The organism is Thalassospira sp. NFXS8 (assembly GCF_040148805.1).
In the GTDB taxonomy this organism is placed as follows: domain Bacteria; phylum Pseudomonadota; class Alphaproteobacteria; order Rhodospirillales; family Thalassospiraceae; genus Thalassospira.
The window spans coordinates 20,242-44,990 of record NZ_JAGEMF010000009.1 but is presented as its reverse complement, the minus strand read 5'-3'; the positions used below and the strand labels follow the sequence as shown (position 1 = coordinate 44,990).

The following is a 24,749-nucleotide window of genomic DNA, read 5'->3' as shown; positions in this document are numbered from 1 at the left end:
TCGCGCAAACAGCCTCAGCGGAGCTACCGCCATATGCCTGTAGCTGTTTCATGATGGTTTGATATTATTGCTGATCGCACAAGAACGGTAAAAACGACCCTGTTGCCCCTTCATTGATCATTAAAATCGACATGCGATTGGCATAGTCCAGTTCGGCCGGGCTGGTCGGGCAAACATGAATGCGCGCGACACAGCCCGACTGGATAAACCGGTTTTGACGGGTCAAAAAATCCTGCCCCAAACCGGATCCCTCACCCCCATTTTCAATACTGAAATTTGTAAACAGGCGACATTTCTTTTCGGTCCAGCTTGCTGCGGCACTTTGCCCTGCCTGTGCCATTTGCACATAGGAAACCACAAGCACCACACCGGCAAAAACCTGCATAATATTTAAAATACGCATTTTCCAAATCACCTGCTTATCCGTTGGCAAACCATAACTTCGGACAGAAACAAGCCCGTTAACGGTTACATTTTGATCAATAAAAATGGATAAAAACCTGCTTTCGGGCTTCATTATGGCAATTAAGCTAACACAGCCACGCACAAAGCTTTAACACCCGGGCAAGCCCGATATATGCGCCAAAAATGCTGCGCAGCATTGGCAACCAATCTCGCCTCGCGCGTTGGACAAAATGTCCCTATCAGCGGTGATATTTCAAAAATAGTTGGACAATTTGTCCACCTCCCAATCGGTCGATAGATGAAAACAATCAGAAACCTTCCAATAACCCCGCCAAAACCCTGCCATTGAAAGAAATGGCACGGGTTTTGCGGTGATGTTTGCTCCGGTCAACCACGGACGGACCGATCAAGGGTCTGAAAAAACAGAATACCGGGAGGAAAATCTGAATGTTTGATAGCCTGAAAAAGGAACATATCGTCGCGCATGACGATTTCAACCGCTGGAAGGTTCCGCCAGCATCCATCGCCATTCATTTATGCATTGGCTCCGTTTACGCCTGGAGCATTTTTAACCCGCCCCTGATCAAGGAATTTGGCGTGGTTGCGGCCTCGTCGGGGGACTGGGGCCTTAAATCTGTTGTCTGGATTTTCTCTGTCGCCATCGTCTTTTTGGGTCTTGCCGCCGCCTTTGGTGGCAAATGGCTGGAAGAAGTCGGCCCGCGCATGGTGGGTGTGGTTGCCGCATTTTGCTGGGGTGGCGGTTTTATCATTGGTGGTTTCGGCATTATGACCCACCAGTTATGGCTGGTTTATCTGGGCTATGGTGCCATTGGCGGCTGCGGCCTTGGTCTGGGTTATGTATCGCCGGTATCAACCCTGATCCGATGGTTTCCCGACCGGCGCGGCATGGCAACCGGCATGGCCATTATGGGCTTTGGCGGCGGCGCCATGATTGCAACGCCGATCAAGGAATCCCTGCTGGCATTTTTCTATAAGGCCCCGGATTACCTGGGTGCCGAAGGTGCCATCAACATGGTCACCGAAGGCGGCAAACGCATGGCCGAAGTTGGCGGCCAGATGGTGGAAGTGGTTGTTGCCGGCGCGGCACAGGTGGCATCTGCCCCGGTTCCGCTGCAAGAAGGTGTGTATGTGGTTGGCACGGGTAACACCGGTGCGGCTTCCACCTTCTTTACCCTTGGCGTTGCCTATTTCATTGTCATGATCATTGCATCCTTTTCCTATCGCGTACCGCGCGAAGGGTGGCTGCCAGCCGGCTGGACCCCGCCGACCGAAGATGCCGCATCCAAGCGTATGATCACGCATAAAAACGTTCATATTGACCAGGCATTGAAAACCCCGCAGTTTTACCTGCTATGGATCGTTCTGTGCTTTAACGTGACCGCTGGCATCGGGGTGATTGGCGTTGCCAAAACCATGATGTCGGAAATTTTCGGGTCAACCCTGCCTTTGGTCGTCAATTCGGCCTTTGCCGCCACCTATGTGTTTATGATTTCGGTCTTTAACATGTGCGGGCGGTTTTTCTGGGCCTCGATCTCGGATTATATCGGGCGCAAAAACACCTATTTCTGCTTCTTCATCCTTGGCATCATTCTGTATCTGTCAATCCCGTTTGCCGCCGAGCAGGTCAGCGTCAACCCGGCCATTACCTGGCTTGTGATGTTCTATGCCGCAACCATGATTATCTTCACCATGTATGGCGGCGGCTTTGCCACCGTACCGGCATATCTGGCTGATATTTTCGGCACCAAATATGTCGGTGGTATTCATGGCCGGTTGCTTACCGCATGGAGCACGGCTGGCGTCCTTGGCCCGCTTGCCATTACGCAGTTACGTCAGGCATCGGTAACCAATTCCATTACCGATCTGGCCAGCAAAATTGACCCGGCTGCTTTCCAGCAAAAATTCGGGGCCGGCATTGAACAGATCGACCAGCTGGTAGCGGCGAAAACCGTAACCATCGCCCGGTTGATGGAAATTGCCCCTGCCGGCACAATTGACCCGACATCAAGCCTTTATAACACCACCATGTATGCCATGGCGGGCTTGCTGGTCATTGGCCTGATCGCCAATGCGCTGGTCAAACCGATCCATGACAAACATTACATGGAAACCGCAGGCAATAACGATTTTGACGCCGAAGATGCCAGAACGGCAGCCGAAGCCTCGAAAGCCTGAACCATCAGGGATTGTGGTGCCCCAAAAAGGGGTGCCACAGTTCGTTAATGCGGGTATTTTCACAATAATACCCACATAACGAAAAAGGTTTTGTTGCAGGTATCCGCCCCAAATCGGTTAACCTGCCTGCAACAAAACCACCTTAAACGGACCGGGATGCATAGTATGACCGGTACGGGGCAACAATGATCGACAAACTTGAGATGTTTATGGTGCTGGCCCGCGAGCAGCATTTTGGTCATGCCGCCGAAGCCTGTGGCGTAACCCAGCCCACCCTTTCCAGTGCCATCCGGCAATTGGAAGACCAGTTGGGTGTGATGCTGGTACGGCGCGGATCGCGGTTTCAGGGCCTGACCCTGGAAGGCGAACGGGTTTTGGACTGGGCCCGGCATATTGTTGGCAGTGCACGTTCCATGCGCGATGAAATGCGTGCCATGCGCCTGGGCCTGACGGGCAAGGTCAAAATTGCCGTCATCCCCACCGCCCTTGCCATGGTGCAGGAACTGACGACACCGTTTCGCGAGAAGCACCCCGATATTACCTTTTCGGTGCTTTCACGCACATCGGGCGAAATCCGCGCTTTGCTGGAAAACCTGGAAGTCGATGCCGGGATTACATACCTGGACAATGAACCGTTGGGCCGGGTGACAAAGGTGCCGCTTTATGACGAACGCTATTTACTGGTGACGTCCATCCATGCGGACCACTGCCAAAATGAAAGCATTACCTGGCACGAAGCCAGCAAACTGCCGCTATGCCTGCTGACGCCGGACATGCAAAATCGCCGTATCATCGACAATCATTTGGCTGAAGCCGGTGTTGACGCCAACCCGACACTGGTATCGGATTCGATGATTGCGCTGTTTTCCCATGTGCAAACAGGGAACTGGGCCAGCATTATGCCTGAAAAAATGATTCAGACCTTTGGCCTGCCCGACCGCATTCGGGCTGTCCCAATCACCAATCCCGATGCCCGCCATCAGGTCGGCCTGATTACCGCAAGTCGCGAACCGCAGACCCCCATTATTGCCGCGCTGTTAAAGGAGGCAACCCGAATTGCTGCAGCGCAGCAATCTGATCGATAAGGTTTTGCTATCGCGTAACGGGAACGCTCTATTGAACGCAGTGACGGTTTTGCCGACACTGATAAAAATAAACAAAGACTGCTTTGTGAGAGAGGCTGCATTGTCTTTATCTGTTACGACCGAGGAAATGTCCGTTCGGGTCGGTGCCATCGTTGATGCGCGTGCCGAGCTGGAAGGCCCGTTATTGCCAATTTTGCATGATGTGCAAAAGGAATTTGGCTTTGTCCCGCAACCCGCCCTGCAAATTATTGCCAGCCGCCTGAATTTAAGCCGTGCCGAAGTTCATGGTGTTGCCAGCTTTTACCATGATTTCCGGGAAGAACATCCGGGTCGCCACGTTCTTAAAATATGCCGGGCAGAAGCCTGCCAGTCGATGGGGGCCGACCGCGTTGCAAACCATGCAAAACGCACCCTGAATGTGGATTGGCACGAAACCACCGCCGATGACGCCATCACGTTAGAACCGGTTTATTGCCTGGGCCTGTGCGCCTGTGCGCCTGCCGCCCTGATGGACGACAAACTGGTGGGCCGTGTCGACGAAGACCGCCTTGATACCCTGATCGGGGAGGCACGCTCATGACCATTAAAATTTACGTCCCGCTGGATTCGGGGTCTATCGCGCTTGGCGCAGATGACGTTGCCATCGCCGTTTCAAACGAAATTGGTGCGCGCAACCTGGATGCCAAACTGGTCCGCAACGGATCACGCGGCATGTACTGGCTGGAACCGATGGTCGAGGTGGAAACCCCCAACGGGCGCTTTGCCTATGGCCCAGTCACCCCCAAAGATGTTGCCAGCCTGTTTGATGCCGATTTCATCGCAGGCCACGACCATCCGCTTGCCCTTGGCCCGACCGAGGATATTCCGTTCCTGAAAAAACAGACCCGACTGACCTTTGCCCGCTGCGGTATTATCGACCCGCTCTCGATAGAAGATTACCGCACCTATGAAGGCTTTGCCGGGCTGGACAAGGCCGTCACCATGAAACCGGCCGACATTGTTAAACAGGTCACCGATAGCGGCCTGCGCGGTCGCGGCGGGGCCGGTTTTCCCACCGGGGTTAAATGGAACACGGTGCTAGGGGCAGAATCCCCGCAAAAATACATTGTGTGCAATGCCGATGAAGGCGATAGCGGCACCTTTGCCGACCGCATGATCATGGAAGGCGAGCCCTTTGTTCTGATCGAAGGCATGGCCATTGCCGGGATCGCCACCGGAGCGACCAAAGGATATTTATATACCCGTTCCGAATATCCCGATGCCATCCGCGTGATGGAAGAAGCCATTGAAGTGGCCCGTGCTGGCGGCATTCTGGGCAAAAACATTCTGGGCTCGGAATATGATTTCGACATGGAAGTGCGCACCGGGGCCGGGGCCTATGTTTGCGGCGAAGAAACATCGCTGTTAAACAGCCTTGAAGGCAAACGCGGCGTTGTACGCGCCAAACCACCACTTCCTGCCCTTGAAGGCTTCCTGGGCCGCCCGACGGTGGTGAACAATGTGCTGTCGCTGGCATCCGTTCCGATCATTATGGATAAGGGGGCGGAATTTTATCGTGATTTTGGCATGGGAAGGTCACGTGGTACTATTCCCATCCAGCTTGCCGGTAACATCAAATTTGGCGGCCTGTTTGAAACGGCCTTTGGCCTGACATTGGGCGAACTGGTAGACGACATTGGCGGCGGCACGGCCACTGGTCGCCCGGTGCGCGCCGTGCAGGTAGGTGGACCTTTAGGCGCCTATTTCCCGCGCGATCTGTTTGAGACGCCGTTTGATTACGAAGAATTCGCCAAGCGCGACGGCCTGATCGGCCATGCCGGTATTGTTGTGTTTGACGACACCGTTGATCTGATGAAACAGGCCCGGTTTGCGATGGAGTTTTGCGCCATCGAAAGCTGTGGCAAATGCACACCGTGCCGTATTGGCGCCGTTCGTGGCGTTGAAACCGTTGATAAAATTGCCAAAGGCGAAGAACCCGAAGCCCAGATCGACCTGCTTCATGATTTGTGTGACACGATGAAGTTCGGCTCCCTTTGTGCGTTGGGTGGTTTTACCCCCTATCCGGTTTTGAGTGCGCTGACCCACTTCCCCGAAGATTTCAAGCCACGCGCGCTTGATATTGCAGCGGAGTAAGAAAATGTCCCTGGTTACAGAAATCGATTACGGCACCCCCGCCGTCACATCCGACAAAACCGTAACGCTGAATATCGACGGGTTTGACGTGACCGTGCCCGAAGGCACATCTGTCATGCGCGCATCGATGGAAGCTGGCATTCAAATTCCCAAATTGTGCGCAACCGATATGGTTGATGCCTTTGGTTCCTGCCGCCTGTGCCTGGTTGAAATTGAAGGCCGCCGTGGCACCCCGTCATCCTGCACCACGCCCGCCACCGATGGCATGGTGGTGCGCACCCAGAATGACCGGCTTAAAAAGCTGCGTCGCGGGGTGATGGAACTTTATATTTCCGACCATCCGCTGGACTGCCTGACCTGTGCCGCCAATGGCGATTGCGAATTACAGGATATGGCCGGTGCCGTCGGCCTGCGCGATGTGCGCTATGGCTATGAGGGGGAAAACCACGTCAAAACCCGGCAAAATGGCGAGGAAAACCCCCGCTATATGGCCAAGGATGAAAGCAACCCCTATTTCACCTATGACCCTAGCAAATGTATTGTCTGTTCGCGCTGTGTGCGGGCCTGTGAAGAAGTACAGGGTACATTCGCGCTGACCATTGAAGGACGCGGGTTTGAATCGCGCGTCTCGCCGGGTATGCACGAAGATTTCCTGTCGTCCGAATGTGTATCGTGCGGGGCCTGTGTGCAGGCCTGCCCGACGGCAACCTTGCAGGAAAAATCGGTTATCAATATCGGCCAGCCGGAACATTCAGTTGTCACCACCTGTGCCTATTGCGGGGTCGGTTGTTCGTTCAAGGCGGAAATGCGCGGCGATGAACTGGTGCGCATGGTGCCCTATAAGGATGGCAAGGCCAACCGGGGCCATAGCTGCGTTAAGGGCCGCTTTGCCTATGGCTATGCCAGCCACAAGGACCGCATTTTGAACCCCATGATCCGCGAAAATATCAACGATCCGTGGCGCGAAGTTTCGTGGGAAGAAGCCCTGACCTATACCGCCAACAAGTTCCGCAGCCTTCAGGAACAATATGGCAAGGAATCGATTGGTGGCATTACCTCGTCACGCTGCACCAACGAAGAAACCTTTCTGGTGCAAAAGCTGATCCGGGCCGGATTTGGCAATAACAATGTCGATACCTGTGCCCGTGTTTGCCATTCGCCCACCGGCTATGGGTTGAAAACCACCTTTGGCACCTCGGCGGGCACCCAGGATTTTGACAGCGTTGAACATACCGATGTTGTCATTCTGATTGGGGCGAACCCGACCGACGGCCACCCGGTTTTTGCATCGCGCCTGAAAAAACGCCTGCGCGCCGGGGCACAATTGATTGTGATTGACCCGCGCCGGATTGATCTGGTCCGTTCCCCGCATATTCAGGCTGCTGCCCACTTGCCCTTGCGGCCGGGCAGCAACGTCGCGGTGCTCACGGCATTGGCCCATGTCATTGTTACCGAAAGCCTGTTTGACGAGGCCTTCATTCGCGAAAAATGCGACTGGTCCGAATTTGAAGACTGGGCAGCCTTTGTTGCCGATGCCAAAAACAGCCCCGAAGAAGTCGAAAAGATTTCCGGTGTTCCGGCCGATGAAATTCGCAAAGCCGCCCGCATTTTTGCCACCGGTGGCAATGGCGCAATTTATTATGGCCTTGGCGTGACCGAACACAGCCAGGGGTCAACCACCGTTATGGCGATTGCCAACCTGGCCATGGCAACCGGCAATATTGGCCGTCCCGGCGTGGGTGTGAACCCGCTACGCGGGCAAAACAATGTGCAGGGCTCGTGCGATATGGGGTCCTTCCCGCATGAACTGCCCGGCTACCGCCATATCAGCGATGATGGTGCGCGCGATATTTTTGAAAAGCTGTGGTCGGTTAAACTGAACGACGAACCCGGTTTACGCATTCCCAACATGCTTGACGCCGCTGTTGATGGCACATTCCGTGGTATTTACATTCAGGGCGAAGACATTTTGCAGTCCGACCCCGATACCAAACATGTGGCCGCCGGCCTTGCCGCAATGGAATGTGTTGTCGTCCATGACCTGTTTTTGAACGAAACCGCCAATTACGCCCATGTGTTTTTACCCGGTTCAACGTTCCTGGAAAAAGACGGCACCTTTACCAACGCCGAACGCCGCATTAACCGCGTGCGCAAGGTGATGAAACCCAAAAACGGCTATGCCGACTGGGAAGTTACCCAGAACCTGGCCAAGGCCATGGGGCTGGATTGGAACTATACCCACCCGTCACAGATCATGGACGAAATTGCCGCCACAACCCCCAGCTTTGCCGGGGTGAATTACGACTTGCTCGAACGCGAAGGGTCGGTTCAGTGGCCGTGTAATGAAAAGGCCCCCATGGGTACACCGGTCATGCATATTGACGGGTTCGTGCGCGGCAAGGGCAAGTTTGTGGTGACAGAATATGTCGCCACCGATGAAAAAACCGGCCCGCGCTTCCCGCTATTGCTCACCACCGGGCGTATCCTCAGCCAATATAACGTTGGTGCGCAAACAAGGCGTACGCAAAACAGCGTCTGGCACGAAGAAGACCTTCTGGAAATTCATCCGCATGACGCCGAACAACGCGGTATTCGCGATGGTAACTGGATCCGTCTGGCATCAAGGTCTGGCGACACCACCCTGCGCACCAAAATCACCGATCGCGTATCGCCTGGTGTGGTTTACACCACCTTCCACCACCCCGGCACCCAGGCCAACGTGATCACCACCGACTTTACCGACTGGGCCACCAACTGCCCCGAATACAAGGTAACGGCGGTGCAGGTTTCGGCCTCGAACGGGCCGACGGAATGGCAGGTCGAATATGACGAACAGGCCAAACAGGCTCGTCGTATTTTGCCGACCATTGACGCAGCTGAATAACCAGCCTTTTGCGGGCACCGCCTCTTTTGTCGGTGCCCGCAAATATCCGTTTTCGATTTGCCGACAAACCTGGCCTGAAAAACGATAAAATTGCCCCGCCACATTAACATGTGGAACCGAACGGGCGACCAAACCGTTTCAAGGTGCAGGTTTTTATAAAATTGCATATTTCTGTATGATGCGGCACGGGTTGCTGGCAGGAGAATGAAATTATGACGCCTGAAAAACTTGTTTACATGGCCAACCAGATTGCGACCTTTTTTAAATCGCAACCAGCAGAAACAGCTGTGCCAGGCATTGCCGGGCATATAAGTGATTTTTGGGAACCCCGTATGCGCACCGCCCTGTTTGACCATATCGCCCAAGGCGGCAATGGCCTTGACCCGCTGGTCATCGAAGCTGCCCCCGCCATTCGCAAGGTTAAACAACCCGCCTGACCAACCCGGCAAAGCCGGATCATACGGCCTGTCGCGCAACAGAGGAAACAGGGTTGCTTTAATCTGCGCCCGGCCCTTCCCCGCAAGATGCTGTACTGACAACTAATAAATCCGGTTTAATGACTGGCACCGGAAAACAAAGCAGACTTTGAAAAACGGGCTTTGATACAAGACCTTCACAGTTTCAGGATGAAAGCGGTACGACCCTTGGCCCATGATGCCGCCGATGAAAACCATATGTTTGATGATCGCTCGCAAGACCGTGCCCTCGCCATCACCCGGGACAATGACAACGAAGATGCGTTGTTGCTGCAACCCGAAGTTCCGGCAGCGTTGGTATTTAACGGTAAATCACATACCGTCATGATGACATCACCCTATGATCTGGAAGATTTTGTTATCGGCTTTTGCCTGAGCGAAGGCATCATAGAAAATAGTCGGCAGATCGTTATTACCGATGTCAGGTCAACCTTGCGCGGCTACGTCATTGAGGCGGACCTGGACGAAGATTGCATTGATGCCCTGACCAGTCGGCAACGCACCCTTGAGGGGCGATCCGGTTGCGGATTATGTGGTGTACAATCGCTGGAAGCCATCCCGACCGAAGCCACACGCCAGGTCATACCGGGGAACATGCCGCAAAATATTGTGCTTGCGGCCATTGATGCCCTGCCTGAATTCCAAAGCCGTAACAAAACCGGTGGGGGCCTGCTTCATGCCAGCGCCTTCGCCGATGCCAACGGCACAATCTTGCTCGCCCGCGAGGATATAGGCCGCCACAACGCCCTTGATAAAGTCCTCGGCGCCCTTGCCCGGCAAAATATTGATCCCGTCGGGGGCTTCATTTTAATGACCAGCCGGTGTTCCTATGAAATTGTTGCCAAAACCGTGCAATGCGGTATTGGCGGGCTGGTCACACTTTCCGGCCCCACATTGACGGCCGTGAATTTGGCCAGGCAGGCGGGGTTAACCCTGATTTGCCGTGAACGGCGTGGTCTTTTTCGCCGTTTTGCATAGGAAAATGGCCTAACCTGCAAGCCGCAAGATCAATAGGCGCTGATCAAAACCGCTCATCTGGGCCCAATTAAACCGGCCAGTCCCAAAAATCCGTTTTCAAGGCATTTGCGGCATATCAGGGCCCCGCAGCACCGCACAAATTCTCCGAAATAAAGTCTCTGCGCGATGGGGCACCATACCGCCATACGGCAGTTGCCTCATAAGAATGGTGTTTCCATGCGTTCGCCACGCATTCATCGTAACGGATTTGCATCATGCAACATCGAAAACGGATGACATGGCAGTTCCCTTAAAAATTGAACCTTTCACCACTTAAATCCGTACCAGGGATCACCATATTTATTTGCATCAACAAGGTGCGAATTATTGTCATTCACCTATGGATAATAAGAACGTCTATAATACGAACTAAATGTATAAGTTTTACTATAATTTACTATACGTTAAGCGTAAAAGAGCATTCTGGATCGTCAAATATATCCAACTTCAACCCTGCCGGGACCACGCACACCGCAGGCAAATGGGTGACCGCTTGGCCTCTCTATTAAACATTTTCCGGGTACTTTTTCTGTGCATTGCAGTTCTCGCCCCAATATCGATGGCGCAGGCGCGCCCTGTATCGCGTGAAATTGCATCTGTTTATTATTCGCCGGAAGACCCCAAACCCCGTTTTACGCCCGGCCACACACTGGCGGAAACTGTCCTGAATTATCTGGGCCTGACCGTAACCCATTTTGATTTAGGCAAGGGATTGCCGAAATTTAACGATCCACACGAGTTTCGCGGCATTTTGGTATGGATGGAGATTGACCGTCTTCCCGACCCGGAAGGTTTTCTTGAATGGCTTGATGCGCAAATGAATGCCGGCACCAGAGTGGTTATTCTGGGCGACTGGTCTTTTTTGCAAAACCTGGATGGGAAAACGGTGTCACTGGCGCGAGTCAATCGGGTTCTAAGCCGTTTGGGCGGGCGTTATACCGGCGACTGGGAACAGTTTACCTTTGATTTCAGCGTTAGCCATTTTGACCCGGACATGACCGGATATGAATCCGAAATCGTAAAACCACTGCCGCCTTTTTACGCTGTCGAACGCAGTGCAAACGGGTCGGTGCCCTTTGTTTCGGCCAAACCACCGCAAGGCAATAGTGACTATGTCCTGGGGGCGTTTGGCCCGTCGGGCGGGTTTGTACAGGATGGTTATGCAGTGCGCATCGGACGCAACGAGCATGACCGAAAATGGATTTTAAACCCGTTCAAATTTTTCTCGCGTGCGTTCAATCTTGAAGAATTCCCGAAAATAGATACCACCACTTTGATGGGTCGGCGGATTTACTATTCGCATATTGATGGTGACGGTTGGCGTAATATCAGCGAAATCCGTGGCGACGACGATGAACCCTTGCTGGATTCCGAAGTAGTCTATCGCGATTTTATCGCCCCTTATCCCGACCTGCCGGTTTCGGTTGCCCCCATTGCCGCCGATCTTGACCCGAACTGGGCCGGGACCAAACGAACCGGCGATATTGCGCGCAAAATGTTCGCCGCCCCCCAGGTTGAGGCTGCCTCGCATACCTATACCCACCCGTTCCAGTGGAGCTATTTTGACAAATATTCTGCCAAACGCGAAACACGCGATTTTGGGCAAAATGCCCATGATATGTCCGCTCGGGTTCTGGAATTTCTAGGCGTTGCCGATGATGTCGATGCATCGGATACCGGCCTGAAAAAATCCTATGAATTGCCACGCGCCTATATTCGCCGCCCGTTCGATTTACATCAAGAAATTATCGGTGCCGCCGACTATATCAGCACCTTTGCCCCCAAGGGCAAAAAGGTCGAACTGCTGCAATGGTCGGGCGACACATCCCCGTTTGAAGCCGCCATTGCCATGGCAGATAGCATTGATTTGCCCAACCTTAATGGCGGAGATAGCCGATGGGACCCGGATTATCCCTCGCTGGCATGGGTTGCCCCGGTCGGAAGGCGCGTTGGGAAAACTGTGCAGATTTACGCCTCGAACAGTAACGAAAACACCTATACAAGGCTATGGTCTGACCGCTATTTCGGGTTTCGCTATCTCGCCAGTACCATTGAAAATACCGAAAGTCCGATCCGTCTGCGCCCGTTCAATATTTACTATCACATGTATTCGGGCGAAAAAATTGCCAGCCGCAACGCAGTGATTTCCAATCTGGAACTGGCCCGAAAATCGTCGATTATTCCCATTACGGCCAGCCGCTATGCCCGAGTGGGCAAAGGTTTTTTCACCGCCGAAATTGAAAAAACCAGCGATGGACGCTGGCGCGTGCGCAATCGCGGCAAGGCAGAAACCATCCGTTTTGATAATGGCGCATATCTTTCGGTGGATTTTGATAATTCCAGCGGCGTCATCGGGCAAACCCATTATCAGGGCAGCCTGTATATTGCGTTAGACGAAGCCGTCGATACCCCTGTGATTGCGGTAAATGCAGGTAAAACAGCACAACGATACCCGCAGGCAAGCCAACCCTATGTTATTTCAAGCCGCTGGCGGGCATGGGATATTCAAAATGACCACGGCATTCTCCATATGAAAATACAGGGTTTCGGAGCGGGCGAAATGCAATGGCGGACAAAACCATCCGCTGTTTACAAAGCAAGTGTTCCAGCCAGCCAGGACCGGCCCGAATGGCGCAAAACCATAACGGCTGATACCACAGGCATGTTGCATTTCACCATTCCGCTTGATGGCATTTCCGGTGCCGACCTTATCCTTGAACCTGTGATGGAATAGGCAACAACACCGTGCGTTTGGGGACAATAAATTTAACCAGTCTGGGCGTCATCATTGCGATGACGGGCGCGGTGATTATGTCCGGGCTGTTTTTGGTGCCCTCCAAACGCGAACTGGCGAACATCTATTTTCGCGACAAGGATTTTGTTAAATCCCGCCAGTTTTACGAAGAAGAATACGCCGCCGGTAACCGCAGCATTGATGTTTATGGTGCCCTGTCGCGTATTTATTTGCAAAATGGTGAAATTGACCACGCCATTGCCCTGTTCGAGGAACTGCACCGCGAAGACCCGACATCGGTCCGTGTCCTGACCGACCTTGGCACCTATTACCAATATGCCCAGCGGCCAGATGACTATACCCGCACCCTGGAGGATTTACGCCAGATCGCGCCAACAGAAGCCCTGTTACGCAGCCTGTCGAACATTTACAATTTCAAGGGCCGCTATCAGGACCAGATCGGCGTATTACGCGAACTGGCTGATCGGGGCTGGGCCACAAATAACGACCTGGTATCGATTGTATATCTGTATGCCAGCCTGGGGCACTCCGAAAAATCAATCGATTTTGTCGATGCGTTGCTATCAAAACCGAATGGTTTTACCCCCACCCTGGCCGAATTAAAGCTGCGCTTGCTGTTTGATACCGGCCACCCCGAACAGGCCGCACAATTTGCCAGCGACTGGATGCGCCAGTTGCCGGTTTATGCCACCGCGCGCGTCATCGCAAATCTGTACCAGACCCGTGGCAAGCCGGGCCAGTTGATTGATATTTTAACCGCACTTCGCACCATCCCGGCCCAAACCGACCCGCAACTGGAGGTTCTTTATGCATCCGCCCTGCTGGATAATAACCGCATTGCAGATGCACAGGCCGTTCTTGCCCCGCTAATTGCCAGCAACAACCTGACCGAGGATGGCTGGGCCGTTGCGGTGCGAGCCGCTGTTGGTGCCGGAAATCTAGACGATGCCATTGCCTATGTCGGGCAACATCCCTATGCCGCACTGCCCGACATCATGTCTTACGGGCTGGAGATTGCCCTGCAAAAAGGCGACATGCAAAGTGCTGCCAGCTTTGCTGAAAACATCCCCGAAGATGTCCGCCTTGGAGCACCGGTTTTATGGGCGCGATACGCCATGCTGCGCAAGGATGATGCCGATACCGGCAAGTGGATCCGCCGTGCCCTTGCCCAACCCGACATGAGTTTTGCCAACCGCTATGAACTGGCGATGCTGCTAAACGATTTGGGCCGCACCAGCGATTTGCTGCCAGTGCTGGACCAGCTTGCAAAAACAACCCCCAAAAATGGCGATATTTTCAGCATTGCCAGCCTGTATGTGGCACTGGGCGAAGCCGCCCACGGGTTGCCCCTGTTGGCACCTGCCCTGCAAGATAACCCGGTTTTTCGCAATCAGGCTGCGCTGGCCCTGTTAAATGCGGCCACGGGCCACGGTGACCTGGCGCAACAATGGCTTGCCAATACCAACGGCAACCAGCTTGATGCAGATCTTCTTTCAACCCTTTATGCCACCGCATCCCAGGGCAAGGCATATGGCTTTGCCGAACAGCTTGCCCGCGAAATGACCCGGCAGCAGCCCAGCCTGGATAACCGCCTGTTGGTGCTTGAAGCCATATGGCTGCAAAACGACATCGCCCGTCTGAATAATGCGTTTGATCAGTTACCCGACGAAACCCTGACACCTGCCAATGCCACCCGGCTGGCGCAATTCATGATGGATGTTAACCAACCCGCGCGGGCCTATAATCTGACGGAAAAATATAAATCCGATTTTGCCGCCCATATGGACCTGACCGATATCTGGGTATCGGCAGCACTGGCAACCAACCGCCAAAAAGACCTGTATGACACAATCGCCACCCTTGATGTGCCCGCAAGCCAGCTTTCATCTGCCAGTTTTGCGGCCTATATCGAGGCCGCCATATCGGTGGATAAAACCGCCACCCTGCATGAAGATATCCTGGCACGTTACGGCGAATTGCCCGACTGGTTACGCGCCCTTCTGATCGACCGCGCCCTTGATACCGGCGACATCAAATTTGCCCAGGCTTATTTACAACAGGAAACCACCTTGCACGACGGCGACATGTGGTTTTATCTTGCCTCGGCCCGGGCCGACTTCGCCGACAAGAATTTTGATCAGGCGCGGTTAATGCTGCAAAAGTCACTGCAGCATTTAAACGACAGTTCGCCTGCGGCATTGCTGCAAATGGCGCGCATCTGGCAAATTATTGGCACACAGGCCCCGGCATCGACCACGGCAAATGCAGTTGGAAACGCCAATATATTTGACGCAACGGCAACATCGGCCCTTAATCAAATCCTTGATGCCTTGCTGCGCGCCAAATCGCTGGATGATGCCAGCCTGCCCGAAGCCGCCCTGCTGTTTCGCAGCCTGAACCGCACCAATGACGGAACCCGCTTTATAAACCGCATCGCATCGCCACAACCGGGTTTTAACACGCAGCTTGCCCTGTCAATTCTGGCAATCGGGCCACAAACACCGGCTGATATTCGGGCATGGATTGCCGGTTATAGCTGGAAACCCAATCAGATCGGCGATCTGGCAACCTTGCAAGGATTGGCCAGCCAATCGGGCGACCTGGCAACCGAAATTATCACCACGCAAAAACAGTTTGATCTAACGCCGAACGATCCGGCATTGCGCTTTGCCCTGGCCGATGCCCAGTTGCGTGCCGGCCATATTGCCAGTGCGCTGGCGCTGGCGCGCGATTTGCCATTCGCCAACGATGACTATCGAAACCTGTATGTCGAAACCCTGCGCCAAAGCGTTAATACCGGGGGGCCGGGCCGTAAGGAACTGGTTGCCCTGCTGGGCCAGGACCTGCAAAACAGCACCGAACCGCGCAAAACCCAACTGGTCTATGACCTGATCGGGCTTAACGCCTATGACGCCGTATTGCCCGAACTTGCCAAACGGGCCGACCAGTCCATTGAATGGGGTAATTATTACTTCGATGCCCTGTCGGCACTGGGTCGTCGCAAGGAAGCCTTTGCCTTTTTAACCCGGCAGGCCGGGCAACCGGGCCTTGGCAACCGCGAACGCCAGGAAATTGCCTATCGCTTGCTAACCGCGGGCGAGAAAACAGCGGCGGCCCAAATTTTCCAGACCATGGCAGCCAATACCGGACCTGACAGCGAAGCTGCCAAAACATTGCTGTTTTTGTGGGGACCACGCCTGACCGACCAACAGGCCGACTGGATTACAGACCGTATTAACCAGTCCAGCGGCAAAACCCGGCTGGCATGGCTTGACATTGCCAGCAATGCCTTTGCCCCGGCGCGGGCGGAAAAACTGCTGGCAGAATACGCCAAACAATATGCCGACAACGGCGATTTTATTGACCGTTTGATCGCCACCTATCAAAAATCGGGTAACCGGGCGGCCTTGCTGGGCCTGCTTGATGACCAGCGCAAGCTGGCCGCCAGCGACCCCGCACGCCTGAAAAACCTGATGGCCGCAGCACAAGCCGGCAATTTTGAAGGCCTGGCACAGCAAATGGCCGAACGCCTGACCGTGATAGACAAAAAAGCCCCCGAACCGTTCCGCATCATGGGGCAATTTGCCTTTGGCAAGGAACAGTTTGACAACGCCAGGGCCTATCTTGAACGTTATCTGGCACTTAAACCGGCGGGCGATTATGAAACCTATTATGAACTGGGCGAATCATACGACCGGCTGGGGCGGCAAAAGGCAGCAACACAAAATTATCGTACGTCGCTGGAATTGCTGCAAAAGCAAACCAAACCAACCTTCGATATGCGCCATCTGCAAGGATTACTGTTGCAACGTTTGCAACGCTATGACGATGCGGTTGCCGTTTTCACCGGGCTGTTGCGCGACCGGCCCGGCGATGCCGGGGTTATTGCCGATATTGCCGAAACACGCCTTTTGCAAAAATCGCCGCAGCGCGCCCTGCAACGGGTACGGCGACCATGACCGGTTTAATACACATAAAAACACACAGATTTTTCCAGCGTCAGGGGCATTTCGAAGGAATGAAGGGGAATAATGTGGGCAATGCTGCAACCGTAAGGGGGCTATACACAATCGCGCTTTGCACGGGTATCGCCGGGCTGGCGGCACCGGCCCATGCCGAAATTACCGATGCCCGCATCACCAGTGATGGCACCCGTAATTTCAACATGGTGCTGGACCTCAAAAACTCCCCGGACAACACCGTCATGACCAATGGCCGGGAACTGATTGTGCGCTTTAGCGACCCGATTGGCGAATTTGACATCAACACACTGATCGGCACTTACCCCGAACAGGTGTTAACCGTTCAAACCAGCTATGACGTATTGCTGATGGAAATGGCATTTGACGGCACATTTGCAGTTTCCCAGAATAACGACCAGCTTACGGTCAACTATAATGCACCCGAACCAACAACGGATGCGGCAGTTGCCCCGGTGCAGGTTCCCCAAACAAATGCAGCAGCAGAAGCCGCCGAAACCCGCCGCGAAATTATCGAGGCCCGGGCGCGCATGGAACTGGGCCAATATGGCCATGCCCGTGAAATTCTAGGCCAGATCCTGAAAAACGCCCCCGACAGCATCGAAGCCCGCAATGCCCTTGCCGAAGTTGAATATCGCAGTGGTAACTGGCGCGAAGCCGCCCGCCAGTATGGCCGCGTTATCAGTCATAACCATGACCCGGCAATTGTGCGCGCCCGCCAGGATATTTTAAAACAAAACGGATCCTTTATTGGCGCAGGCGCACAGTTCCAGGACAATGGCAGCAGCAACACCCAAATTGTTGCGACCATCAACGGACGGGCCTTTATCCGCGACGATTTGTTATTACAAATGGACCTTGAAAACCGCCATATCGATGCGGACCCGTTTGTAAATCGTAACGGTGCAAACAAAGGTTTCACAGGCGAACGGCAAAAACTGGCCTTAAAGCTGGATCAGGAAATTTCCGCCCGCGATATTTTGCAATACCGGGGCTATGCCACCCAAAACGCCCCCGGCATCGGGGCAGAATGGCAACGCAATATTTTGCCCGGTATTGCCGCCATCGGTTTTGATTACCATCAACCCTATTGGGACCAGACAAGCGCTGTTGTGCAATATGGCACCCGCGACAATCTGGCCGTAACCTATGACATTGTCACCAGCGACGACTGGGACATTGGCGTCGGCACATCTGTTAACCGTTACGGGTTAAAGGGTAACGAAGACCTTGCCCGCACCTGGCGACTGGAAGGGTATATCCGTGATAATTTCGATATTTACACCATTCCGGTTTTTGCCGGGTATCGGCTGGATGCCGAATATCCGCTGTCAGAAACAGACAAAACGGCACAGGACGGTACCGGCTTTCGCCCGCTGGATGTTGCCCGGCGCGAAGTTCACGAATTTTCGATCGGCCATGATATCCGCCTGGCCGACTATCTTACCCTGTCAACCGGCGTTGCCTATAGCTATGACCGGTACGGGGAACAGGGTTTCGGGTTTAACGGCGCCCTGATCGGCAACCTGGCGGATCAATATGAAACAACCCTGTCATTTGGCCATACTGCGAATTCTTCAAACAGTGTGGGCAGCAGCGGTTCCACCTTTATCGGCATTTCGATCAAACAATATTTCTAGGACGGGAAAGGACAGCACCATGAAAACACAAACCAACGGGCGATTTCGGATGTGGCGCAACATGCTGGCGACAGGTGCCCTTGGCCTGATGCTGGCCGCCTGTGCCGGGGGCGACCGCCAGATCGTTACCGCCAGTGCCCCGGTTTCGCTTGCACCGGGCAACACCATTGCCGTGATGCCATTTGATAACCTGACCAACAGCGAGGAAGCGGGCCAGGTTGCGTCTTACCTGGCCGTCAGTGCGCTTCGCGCAACCACCGGCCTTGCAGTACAGCCCGAAAGCAATGTGACGCAAACCTATGATTCACTTGCAAGCGAAAATGCCGCCACCAGCGCCATCGGCGCGCACAGCACTGTTTCCGCCCGCCAACTGGGCGAAATACTGGGTGTACAATATGTGCTGACGGGTAGTGTTTCGGAATATGGCTATCAATATGGCCTGCGCGAAGAACCGTCTGTCAGCATGAATATGCGCCTGGTCGATATCAGCGATGGCTCAATTGTCTGGACGGCAAGTTCCGGCATTGTCGGCCAGGGCACCTTTGCCCGGGACAGCGTCAGCATCATTGCCCAACGTCTGGTCAACCAGATGGTTGCCAATATGACCCGGACCAAAACTGGTAACTAAAAACACTTTGATCGGTAATGCTTGAAAATGACCCGTCCCGGCATAATTGACGACAATGAACGCATCGAAGTGGAAACAGCCCGGCAAAGCGCAAGCAGTGCCGGGTCGGATCTGCGTTTGTCTGCCATCATTGAACTGGCCGTTTTCATCGGCCTGTTTTTGCTGGCCGATTTTACGATGGGGACGGGCAACCGGTTCTGGATGATTGCCCCCCACCCGCTTTGGGCGGTGGTCATTTTGCTATCTGTGCAATATGGCACCAGCGCCGGGCTGATTGCGGCCATTGCCGCCAGCATTACCCTGCTAAGCGGGCATTTTCCGGCGCAAAATGTCGATCAGGACTATTACGATTACCTGCTTTATATCGGCTGGCGCCCCATCGTCTGGATGCTGACCGGGTTGTTTCTGGGGGAATTGCGCCGCCGCCAACTGGTGCAAAACGCCGAATTGCGCGCCGATCTGGCCCAAACCGAACTGCGCGAGGAAACCCTGTCAAAGGCCTATGCCTCGACTATGGAACGGGTACATTTTCTCGAACGGCAAATTGCCACCCAGGCCCAAACGGTTTTAACCGTGTTTCGGGCTGCCCAGAATGTTGAACAGCTTGAAATTGGCGATGTGATTACCGGTATCGAAAGCCTGGTAGACGAAATTCTGGCCCCCAACAAATTTTCGGTTTTTGTGCCCAGCCGCAACAATCTTGACGCTCTGGTGTCACATGGGTGGGATACCCCCACCGAATTTTCCCGGCAAATTCACGGCGACAGCCTGCTTTATTCTTCCCTGCTCACCGAACGCCGTATCCTGATGGTGAACCGGGTCGACGATGCTGCCATTTTGGGGAATGACGCCATTATCGCCATTCCGGTGCAAAATAGTGCAACGGGCGAAGTGCTGGCCGTCATCCGGATCGAGGAAATCGATTTTGATAAACTTAACAGTTCGCTTCTGATCAATGCCAATCTGGTGCGTCAATGGCTGAGCAGTGCCTTTGCCAAGGCCGAAACCTATGAAAATTCGGTGTGGATCAGCAATGATGGTGCCCGGCGCGCAGTTGTCTCAAGCCAGCTTTGGCCGTCATTGTCGGAATGGTTAATTCAGGTGTGCCGCCGAAACGGCCTTTCCCTGTGGCAACTGGACGTTCGAAATACCGAAAACAACATTGCCAGCGACGAAGCCCTGCGCCTGACCGATCAGATCGCCCGCGGATTTTCCCGCGAATTACGCAATACCGACCTGGTTTTTCAGCGCGATGGCCGCGATAACGGCACCATCATTTCGATTTTGCTGCTTGGCACAGAACAGGAAGGGATCGATATTGTTCGTGGCAAGTTAAGCACACTTTTGCATGGCAGCAGCGATGAAACCATTTGCCAGCTAACGCTGGTCACAAAAACACTTGTGAATAAACCTGCACCTGCGCAACACCGGGAACAACCCGCACCATGAGCAAGCATTCGCCCGCATCAACACCGTCAGCCCCACCCAGGGGCGATAATGTGTATGTGGCGCGTCCGCTGTCCTCCTATATCTGGATTTTACTTATCACGATTCTGGCACTGGTGTTATCGGGGCTGGTGGCATTTGCCTTTGCCACCAATGCCTTTGCCTGGCCCCTGCTGGCCGGTTTGCATCTGGTGTCTTCCGCCGTGTTAATTACACTGTGCTACTGGCAGGGGTCTCGCGGCTTTTTTGTGCGCGAATATTACATTCTTGGTTTTGGTTATTTGTTATGCGGGTTTCTCGGGGCTGCGGGCAGCCTGCTTTTGGTGACGGTTTCGTTTTTCACCCGCAGCGACAAATGGCGGTTCCGCGACTGGTACATGGCCTTGTTCCCCGCCGATCACGCCACCACCGCCGAAGAACTTTATGGCCAAATCATTTCCGGCAGCCGGGCCATCGGCCCCGAACACAGCGTTACCGTTTATACCGACCTGATGCAGGAAGCCGAAACCGAGGAAAAACTGGCGATTGTTACCCTGGTATCACGCTATTTCCGGCCCGATTTTGCCAATGTCATTATCATGGCGATGAACGATGCCGACCCGACCGTACGGGTGCTGGCGGCATCGGCCAAGGCAAGGATTGAAAACCGGTTTTTGGCAAATGTTTTAAAAATTCAGGAAACCATCCGCCAAAACCCGAATGACTTCGATGCCAAAATGTCTTTGGCTACCCTTTACGACGATTATGCCTTTACCGGCCTTCTTGACCGTGAACGCGAAATTGAAAACCGGAAAATGGCACTGGAAACCTATGAACAATGCCTGAAAGATCGACCCGATGACGCCACCCCGCCCTACCGCATTGGCCGTATCCTTAACCGGCAACGCGATTATCTGGGCGCGGCCCGTTTGTTTGAAATTGCCCTTGAACGTTCAACCAACAAACAGGCCATCGCCAGCTGGCTGATCGAGGCCACCTATAACGCCAAGGATTACGATCGGGTGCGCGAACTAATAGCGCGCCATTTTCCCGAAACAGGCGCAGGTAAAAATCCGGTGGTCAGCCCGTTCCGGCTTGATAGCATGGCCCTGTGGCAAAAAGGGGCGCCGGAATGAAAAAAACCGCCGCGCAGCAAGCCGACATTTGCCTGCTGCTTGAAGGGACATATCCCTATGTGGCCGGGGGGGTTTCAAGCTGGGTACATGACATTGTATGTGCCATGCCCGACATCACCTTTGAAGTTGTGGCAATTCTGGCGCAAAACACCGGGGAACTGCCCCATAAATATGATGTGCCCAAAAATGTTATCGGCATTCGGCACCTGTATTTGCATGAATTGCCCGAAGGTCGCAAATTTGTCTGGCAGGGCAAAAAACTGCGCCAGACCACGAATGCCCTGCTGCAATTTTTAAATCATGGCCGGATCGAGGATTTTTCCACTTTTACCAATGGCGTTAACAGCCTCGATATCGGCAAGGACATTTTACTAAACAGCCATTTTGGCTGGGAATTCCTGAAAACCTTTTATAGCGAAAATTTCTCGTCGACTTCGTTTCTGGACTTTTTCTGGAGCTGGCGCATTCTCGTTGGCGGTATTTTGGCAACCACGCGGTTTTCACTGCCCAAAGCGCGCTGTTATCATGCGGTATCTACCGGCTATGCCGGGTTGCTGGCGGCACGCGCCAAAATCGAATATCAGCGCCCGGTGGTGTTAACCGAACATGGCATTTACACCAATGAACGCCGGATCGAAATTGCCATGGCCGACTGGCTATATCAAAATCCGATCCCCGATTACGATATCAAAAGCCTGGAAAAAGACATTCGCTCGCTTTGGCTAAAGGGTTTTTCCGCCCTTTCCGGGGCATGTTATGGCGCGTGTGATGAAATCATCACGCTGTATGAAGGCAACCAGGTTTTGCAATTGCGCGATGGTGCCGCGCCCGAGCGCGTGCGCGTCATTCCCAATGGCATTGATTACGAAAAATATGCCGCCGTTCCCCGCGAAAAACAGGAAAAACCTGTCATTGGCCTGATTGGCCGTGTGGTGCCGATCAAGGATATCAAATCCTTTATCCGGGCCATTCACATGCTGACCCGCGAAACCCGCCATTTCGAAGCCCTGATTTTAGGCCCGACCGACGAAGACCAGACCTATTTTGACGAATGCCTGGAAATGGTTGAACACCTTAAAATCAAGGATGTGGTCACATTTGGCGGCCGGGTGAACATTGCCGATTATCTGGGTAAAATCGATGTGATGGTCCTCAGCAGTGTTAGCGAAGCCCAGCCGCTGGTTATTCTGGAAGGCGGGGCAGCCGGTATTCCCACCGTTGCCACCGATGTGGGGGCGTGCCGTGAAATGCTTTATGGCCGATCCGACGAAATTCCCGGCCTGGGCCAGGGCGGCATTGTTGTGCCAGTCGCAAATCCCAGCGAAATGGCAAAGGCGCTGGCACAAATTATCACATCACCTGCCACCCGCGACAAATTTGGTGAAACCATCAAACAGCGGGTGAAAAACCAGTACAACAAGAAAAACGTTCTGGCCCTTTATGGTGAAATTTATCGAACCGGGCGCGACGCCGGGAATGGCTATAACGGCCCCCTGATTAGCAGCAAAGGGAACACTTAATGGCTGGTATTGGCTTTACCCTGCGCAAAATGACTGGCCGGGGTGACCTGTGGGGCATTGTACAGGCTTATTCCTATTCCGCATTGCTCTCATCCGGGCCGTGGTTGTTCACCATTCTGGCGCTGGTTGGCATTACATTTCTGACCCGCTATCTGGTGACATGGGACGATCTGCTGATCTTTCGTACCATCATCACCTATAACTTTTCATTCTCGCTGGTTTTTTGCGGGCCTATTGTCATGGTCGGCACCCGGCTTCTAGCTGACCAGATCCACGAAGACCGGCTGGACCGGGCACCCTCGCTGCTCTTTTCCATGATGATGGCCTATATCGTGGTGGTAACCCTGCCAATGGTTTACCTCTATGGCTACGCCGCCGATCTGACCGCCAGCCAGCGCGCTGCTGCCATTGCCGGTGGATATCTGATCGGACTGATCTGGACAGTGGTGGTTTTTGTCAGTGCGTTAAAAAACTACACCTATGTTTCCGGTGTCTTTTTTATCGGGATGTTTATCGCCTTTGTTTCCTGCGGCATCCTGCTGACCAGCTATGGTGCCACCGGGTTGATGTGGGGCTTTAATGCCGGGCTGGCCTTTATCCTGTTTGGCTTGCTGGCCTGGATTTTTGTCGAATACCCTGCCTTGCCACACGAACCGTTTATTTTATTTCAGCGCGGCGGCACCTATTGGGTACTGGGCATCAGCGGCCTTAGTTACAATATGGCGATCTGGGTTGATAAATGGGTCATGTGGGTGCGCGACAGCAATGTTGATGTTGTGGCAGGAATCCTGCGCACCACCCCCTATTATGACTCAGCGATGTTTCTGTCCTACCTGTTCACCATTCCGATTTTTGCGGTGTTTTTCGTCAATATCGAAACCGCCTTTTTCGAAAAATACAACCGGTTCTATAAATCGTTCCAAAAACACGTCACCTACATGACAATCGAAAGCTATCAGCGCGACATCATCAATTTCACTTTGCTCAGCCTGCGTAACCTTGTGGTTCTTACCGGCCTTCTTGCCATTCTAATTGTGTTATCGGCCGCCTTTATCCTTGAAACCATGAACATCCCGTTCAAGGAAATTGGCGTATTTCGCTTTGGCGCACTGGGTGCGTGTCTGCATGTGCTGGCAATGTTTGCGATGGTGTTTTTATCCTATTTTGATTTTCGCAAACCGGTCATGATCCTGAATACCATTTTCCTGATCGCCAATTTCACCTTTACCTGGTTTGCCGCCGACTACTTCCCGCTTCATGGCATGGGGTATTTTCTGGCTGCAGCCCTGACCTTTATTCTGGCGATGTCGTGCCTGGTCTATAATCTTAAACGCCTGGCTTACGGCGCGTTCATAACCAACAACCCATCGGTTTAACGGCTTATGGATCGGATATGGGTGCAAGATGGCATTGCCCGACAATGACATTCCGATATAGGCCTAAACAGCATTTATCTATAAGACTGATGC

The 24,749-nt window shown here is 53.6% G+C and carries 16 protein-coding genes; 15 read left to right on the top strand and 1 reads right to left on the bottom strand.

From position 1 onward, the window contains the following. Nucleotides 1–64: 64 nt before the first annotated feature. Nucleotides 65–403 carry a hypothetical protein gene (locus J4E05_RS23830; RefSeq protein WP_139835674.1) on the bottom strand — a complete coding sequence of 113 codons (339 nt, stop codon included), beginning with the start codon at nucleotides 401–403 and terminating at the stop codon, nucleotides 65–67. Between the two features lie 449 nt (nucleotides 404–852). Here J4E05_RS23830 and J4E05_RS23825 point away from each other — a divergent pair, with 449 nt between their 5' ends. From J4E05_RS23825 to pelG, 15 genes are all read left to right on the top strand, one after another. Beyond that, the gene (locus J4E05_RS23825) at nucleotides 853–2,601 is read left to right on the top strand and encodes an OFA family MFS transporter (RefSeq protein WP_085593767.1); all 1,749 of its coding nucleotides are present in this window, start codon (nucleotides 853–855) and stop codon (nucleotides 2,599–2,601) included. 185 nt (nucleotides 2,602–2,786) lie between these two features. After that, on the top strand, nucleotides 2,787–3,686 hold the full coding sequence (locus J4E05_RS23820; protein WP_085593766.1) for a LysR family transcriptional regulator: 900 nt from the start codon (nucleotides 2,787–2,789) through the stop codon (nucleotides 3,684–3,686). Nucleotides 3,687–3,786: 100 nt separating this feature from the next. Continuing rightward, nucleotides 3,787–4,266, top strand: a complete 480-nt coding sequence (locus J4E05_RS23815) for a formate dehydrogenase subunit gamma (protein WP_168184953.1) — start codon at nucleotides 3,787–3,789, stop codon at nucleotides 4,264–4,266. Next, the gene (locus J4E05_RS23810; RefSeq protein ID WP_349600941.1) at nucleotides 4,263–5,819 is read left to right on the top strand and encodes a formate dehydrogenase beta subunit; all 1,557 of its coding nucleotides are present in this window, start codon (nucleotides 4,263–4,265) and stop codon (nucleotides 5,817–5,819) included. Before J4E05_RS23815 ends, J4E05_RS23810 begins: the two co-directional genes overlap by 4 nt. A gap of 4 nt (nucleotides 5,820–5,823) precedes the next feature. Continuing rightward, on the top strand, nucleotides 5,824–8,703 hold the full coding sequence (fdhF, locus tag J4E05_RS23805; protein ID WP_349600939.1) for a formate dehydrogenase subunit alpha: 2,880 nt from the start codon (nucleotides 5,824–5,826) through the stop codon (nucleotides 8,701–8,703). 212 nt (nucleotides 8,704–8,915) lie between these two features. Then, complete coding sequence (locus tag J4E05_RS23800) at nucleotides 8,916–9,140, top strand: formate dehydrogenase subunit delta (RefSeq protein WP_349600936.1); 225 nt, start codon at nucleotides 8,916–8,918, stop codon at nucleotides 9,138–9,140. Nucleotides 9,141–9,347: 207 nt separating this feature from the next. After that, nucleotides 9,348–10,157 (top strand): formate dehydrogenase accessory sulfurtransferase FdhD, encoded by an 810-nt coding sequence (gene fdhD / locus J4E05_RS23795; protein WP_349600934.1) that lies wholly within the window; start codon nucleotides 9,348–9,350, stop codon nucleotides 10,155–10,157. A gap of 532 nt (nucleotides 10,158–10,689) precedes the next feature. Continuing rightward, a complete protein-coding gene (locus J4E05_RS23790) occupies nucleotides 10,690–12,930 on the top strand; it encodes a polysaccharide deacetylase family protein (protein ID WP_349600932.1) in 2,241 nt (746 codons plus the stop codon). Between the two features lie 11 nt (nucleotides 12,931–12,941). Next, nucleotides 12,942–16,910: a hypothetical protein gene (locus J4E05_RS23785; RefSeq protein WP_349600929.1), complete on the top strand. Its 3,969-nt coding sequence runs from the start codon at nucleotides 12,942–12,944 to the stop codon at nucleotides 16,908–16,910. A 59-nt stretch (nucleotides 16,911–16,969) separates the two neighbouring features. Further along, nucleotides 16,970–18,571, top strand: coding sequence for a tetratricopeptide repeat protein (locus tag J4E05_RS23780; RefSeq protein WP_349600927.1), 1,602 nt, complete (start codon nucleotides 16,970–16,972; stop codon nucleotides 18,569–18,571). Nucleotides 18,572–18,590: 19 nt separating this feature from the next. Continuing rightward, a complete protein-coding gene (locus tag J4E05_RS23775) occupies nucleotides 18,591–19,199 on the top strand; it encodes a GNA1162 family protein (RefSeq protein WP_349600924.1) in 609 nt (202 codons plus the stop codon). A gap of 27 nt (nucleotides 19,200–19,226) precedes the next feature. Further along, complete coding sequence (locus tag J4E05_RS23770) at nucleotides 19,227–20,648, top strand: hypothetical protein (protein ID WP_349600922.1); 1,422 nt, start codon at nucleotides 19,227–19,229, stop codon at nucleotides 20,646–20,648. After that, on the top strand, nucleotides 20,645–21,760 hold the full coding sequence (locus J4E05_RS23765) for a tetratricopeptide repeat protein (RefSeq protein ID WP_349600919.1): 1,116 nt from the start codon (nucleotides 20,645–20,647) through the stop codon (nucleotides 21,758–21,760). Before J4E05_RS23770 ends, J4E05_RS23765 begins: the two co-directional genes overlap by 4 nt. Beyond that, the gene (gene pelF / locus J4E05_RS23760) at nucleotides 21,757–23,280 is read left to right on the top strand and encodes a GT4 family glycosyltransferase PelF (RefSeq protein ID WP_349600917.1); all 1,524 of its coding nucleotides are present in this window, start codon (nucleotides 21,757–21,759) and stop codon (nucleotides 23,278–23,280) included. The genes J4E05_RS23765 and pelF overlap by 4 nt, the downstream gene beginning before the upstream one ends. Beyond that, the gene (gene pelG / locus J4E05_RS23755) at nucleotides 23,280–24,656 is read left to right on the top strand and encodes an exopolysaccharide Pel transporter PelG (protein WP_349600914.1); all 1,377 of its coding nucleotides are present in this window, start codon (nucleotides 23,280–23,282) and stop codon (nucleotides 24,654–24,656) included. The genes pelF and pelG overlap by 1 nt, the downstream gene beginning before the upstream one ends. Nucleotides 24,657–24,749 lie beyond the last annotated feature (93 nt).

Bases quoted from the DNA above. Each gene is read 5' to 3' on its own strand.
- J4E05_RS23830 (WP_139835674.1), bottom strand. From the start codon at position 403: ATGCGTATTTTAAATATTATGCAGGTTTTTGCCGGTGTGGTGCTTGTG.
- J4E05_RS23825 (WP_085593767.1), top strand. From the start codon at position 853: ATGTTTGATAGCCTGAAAAAGGAACATATCGTCGCGCATGACGATTTC.
- J4E05_RS23820 (WP_085593766.1), top strand. From the start codon at position 2,787: ATGATCGACAAACTTGAGATGTTTATGGTGCTGGCCCGCGAGCAGCAT.
- J4E05_RS23810 (WP_349600941.1), top strand. From the start codon at position 4,263: ATGACCATTAAAATTTACGTCCCGCTGGATTCGGGGTCTATCGCGCTT.
- fdhF (WP_349600939.1), top strand. From the start codon at position 5,824: ATGTCCCTGGTTACAGAAATCGATTACGGCACCCCCGCCGTCACATCC.
- J4E05_RS23800 (WP_349600936.1), top strand. From the start codon at position 8,916: ATGACGCCTGAAAAACTTGTTTACATGGCCAACCAGATTGCGACCTTT.
- J4E05_RS23780 (WP_349600927.1), top strand. From the start codon at position 16,970: ATGAAGGGGAATAATGTGGGCAATGCTGCAACCGTAAGGGGGCTATAC.
- J4E05_RS23775 (WP_349600924.1), top strand. From the start codon at position 18,591: ATGAAAACACAAACCAACGGGCGATTTCGGATGTGGCGCAACATGCTG.
- J4E05_RS23770 (WP_349600922.1), top strand. From the start codon at position 19,227: ATGACCCGTCCCGGCATAATTGACGACAATGAACGCATCGAAGTGGAA.
- J4E05_RS23765 (WP_349600919.1), top strand. From the start codon at position 20,645: ATGAGCAAGCATTCGCCCGCATCAACACCGTCAGCCCCACCCAGGGGC.
- pelF (WP_349600917.1), top strand. From the start codon at position 21,757: ATGAAAAAAACCGCCGCGCAGCAAGCCGACATTTGCCTGCTGCTTGAA.
- pelG (WP_349600914.1), top strand. From the start codon at position 23,280: ATGGCTGGTATTGGCTTTACCCTGCGCAAAATGACTGGCCGGGGTGAC.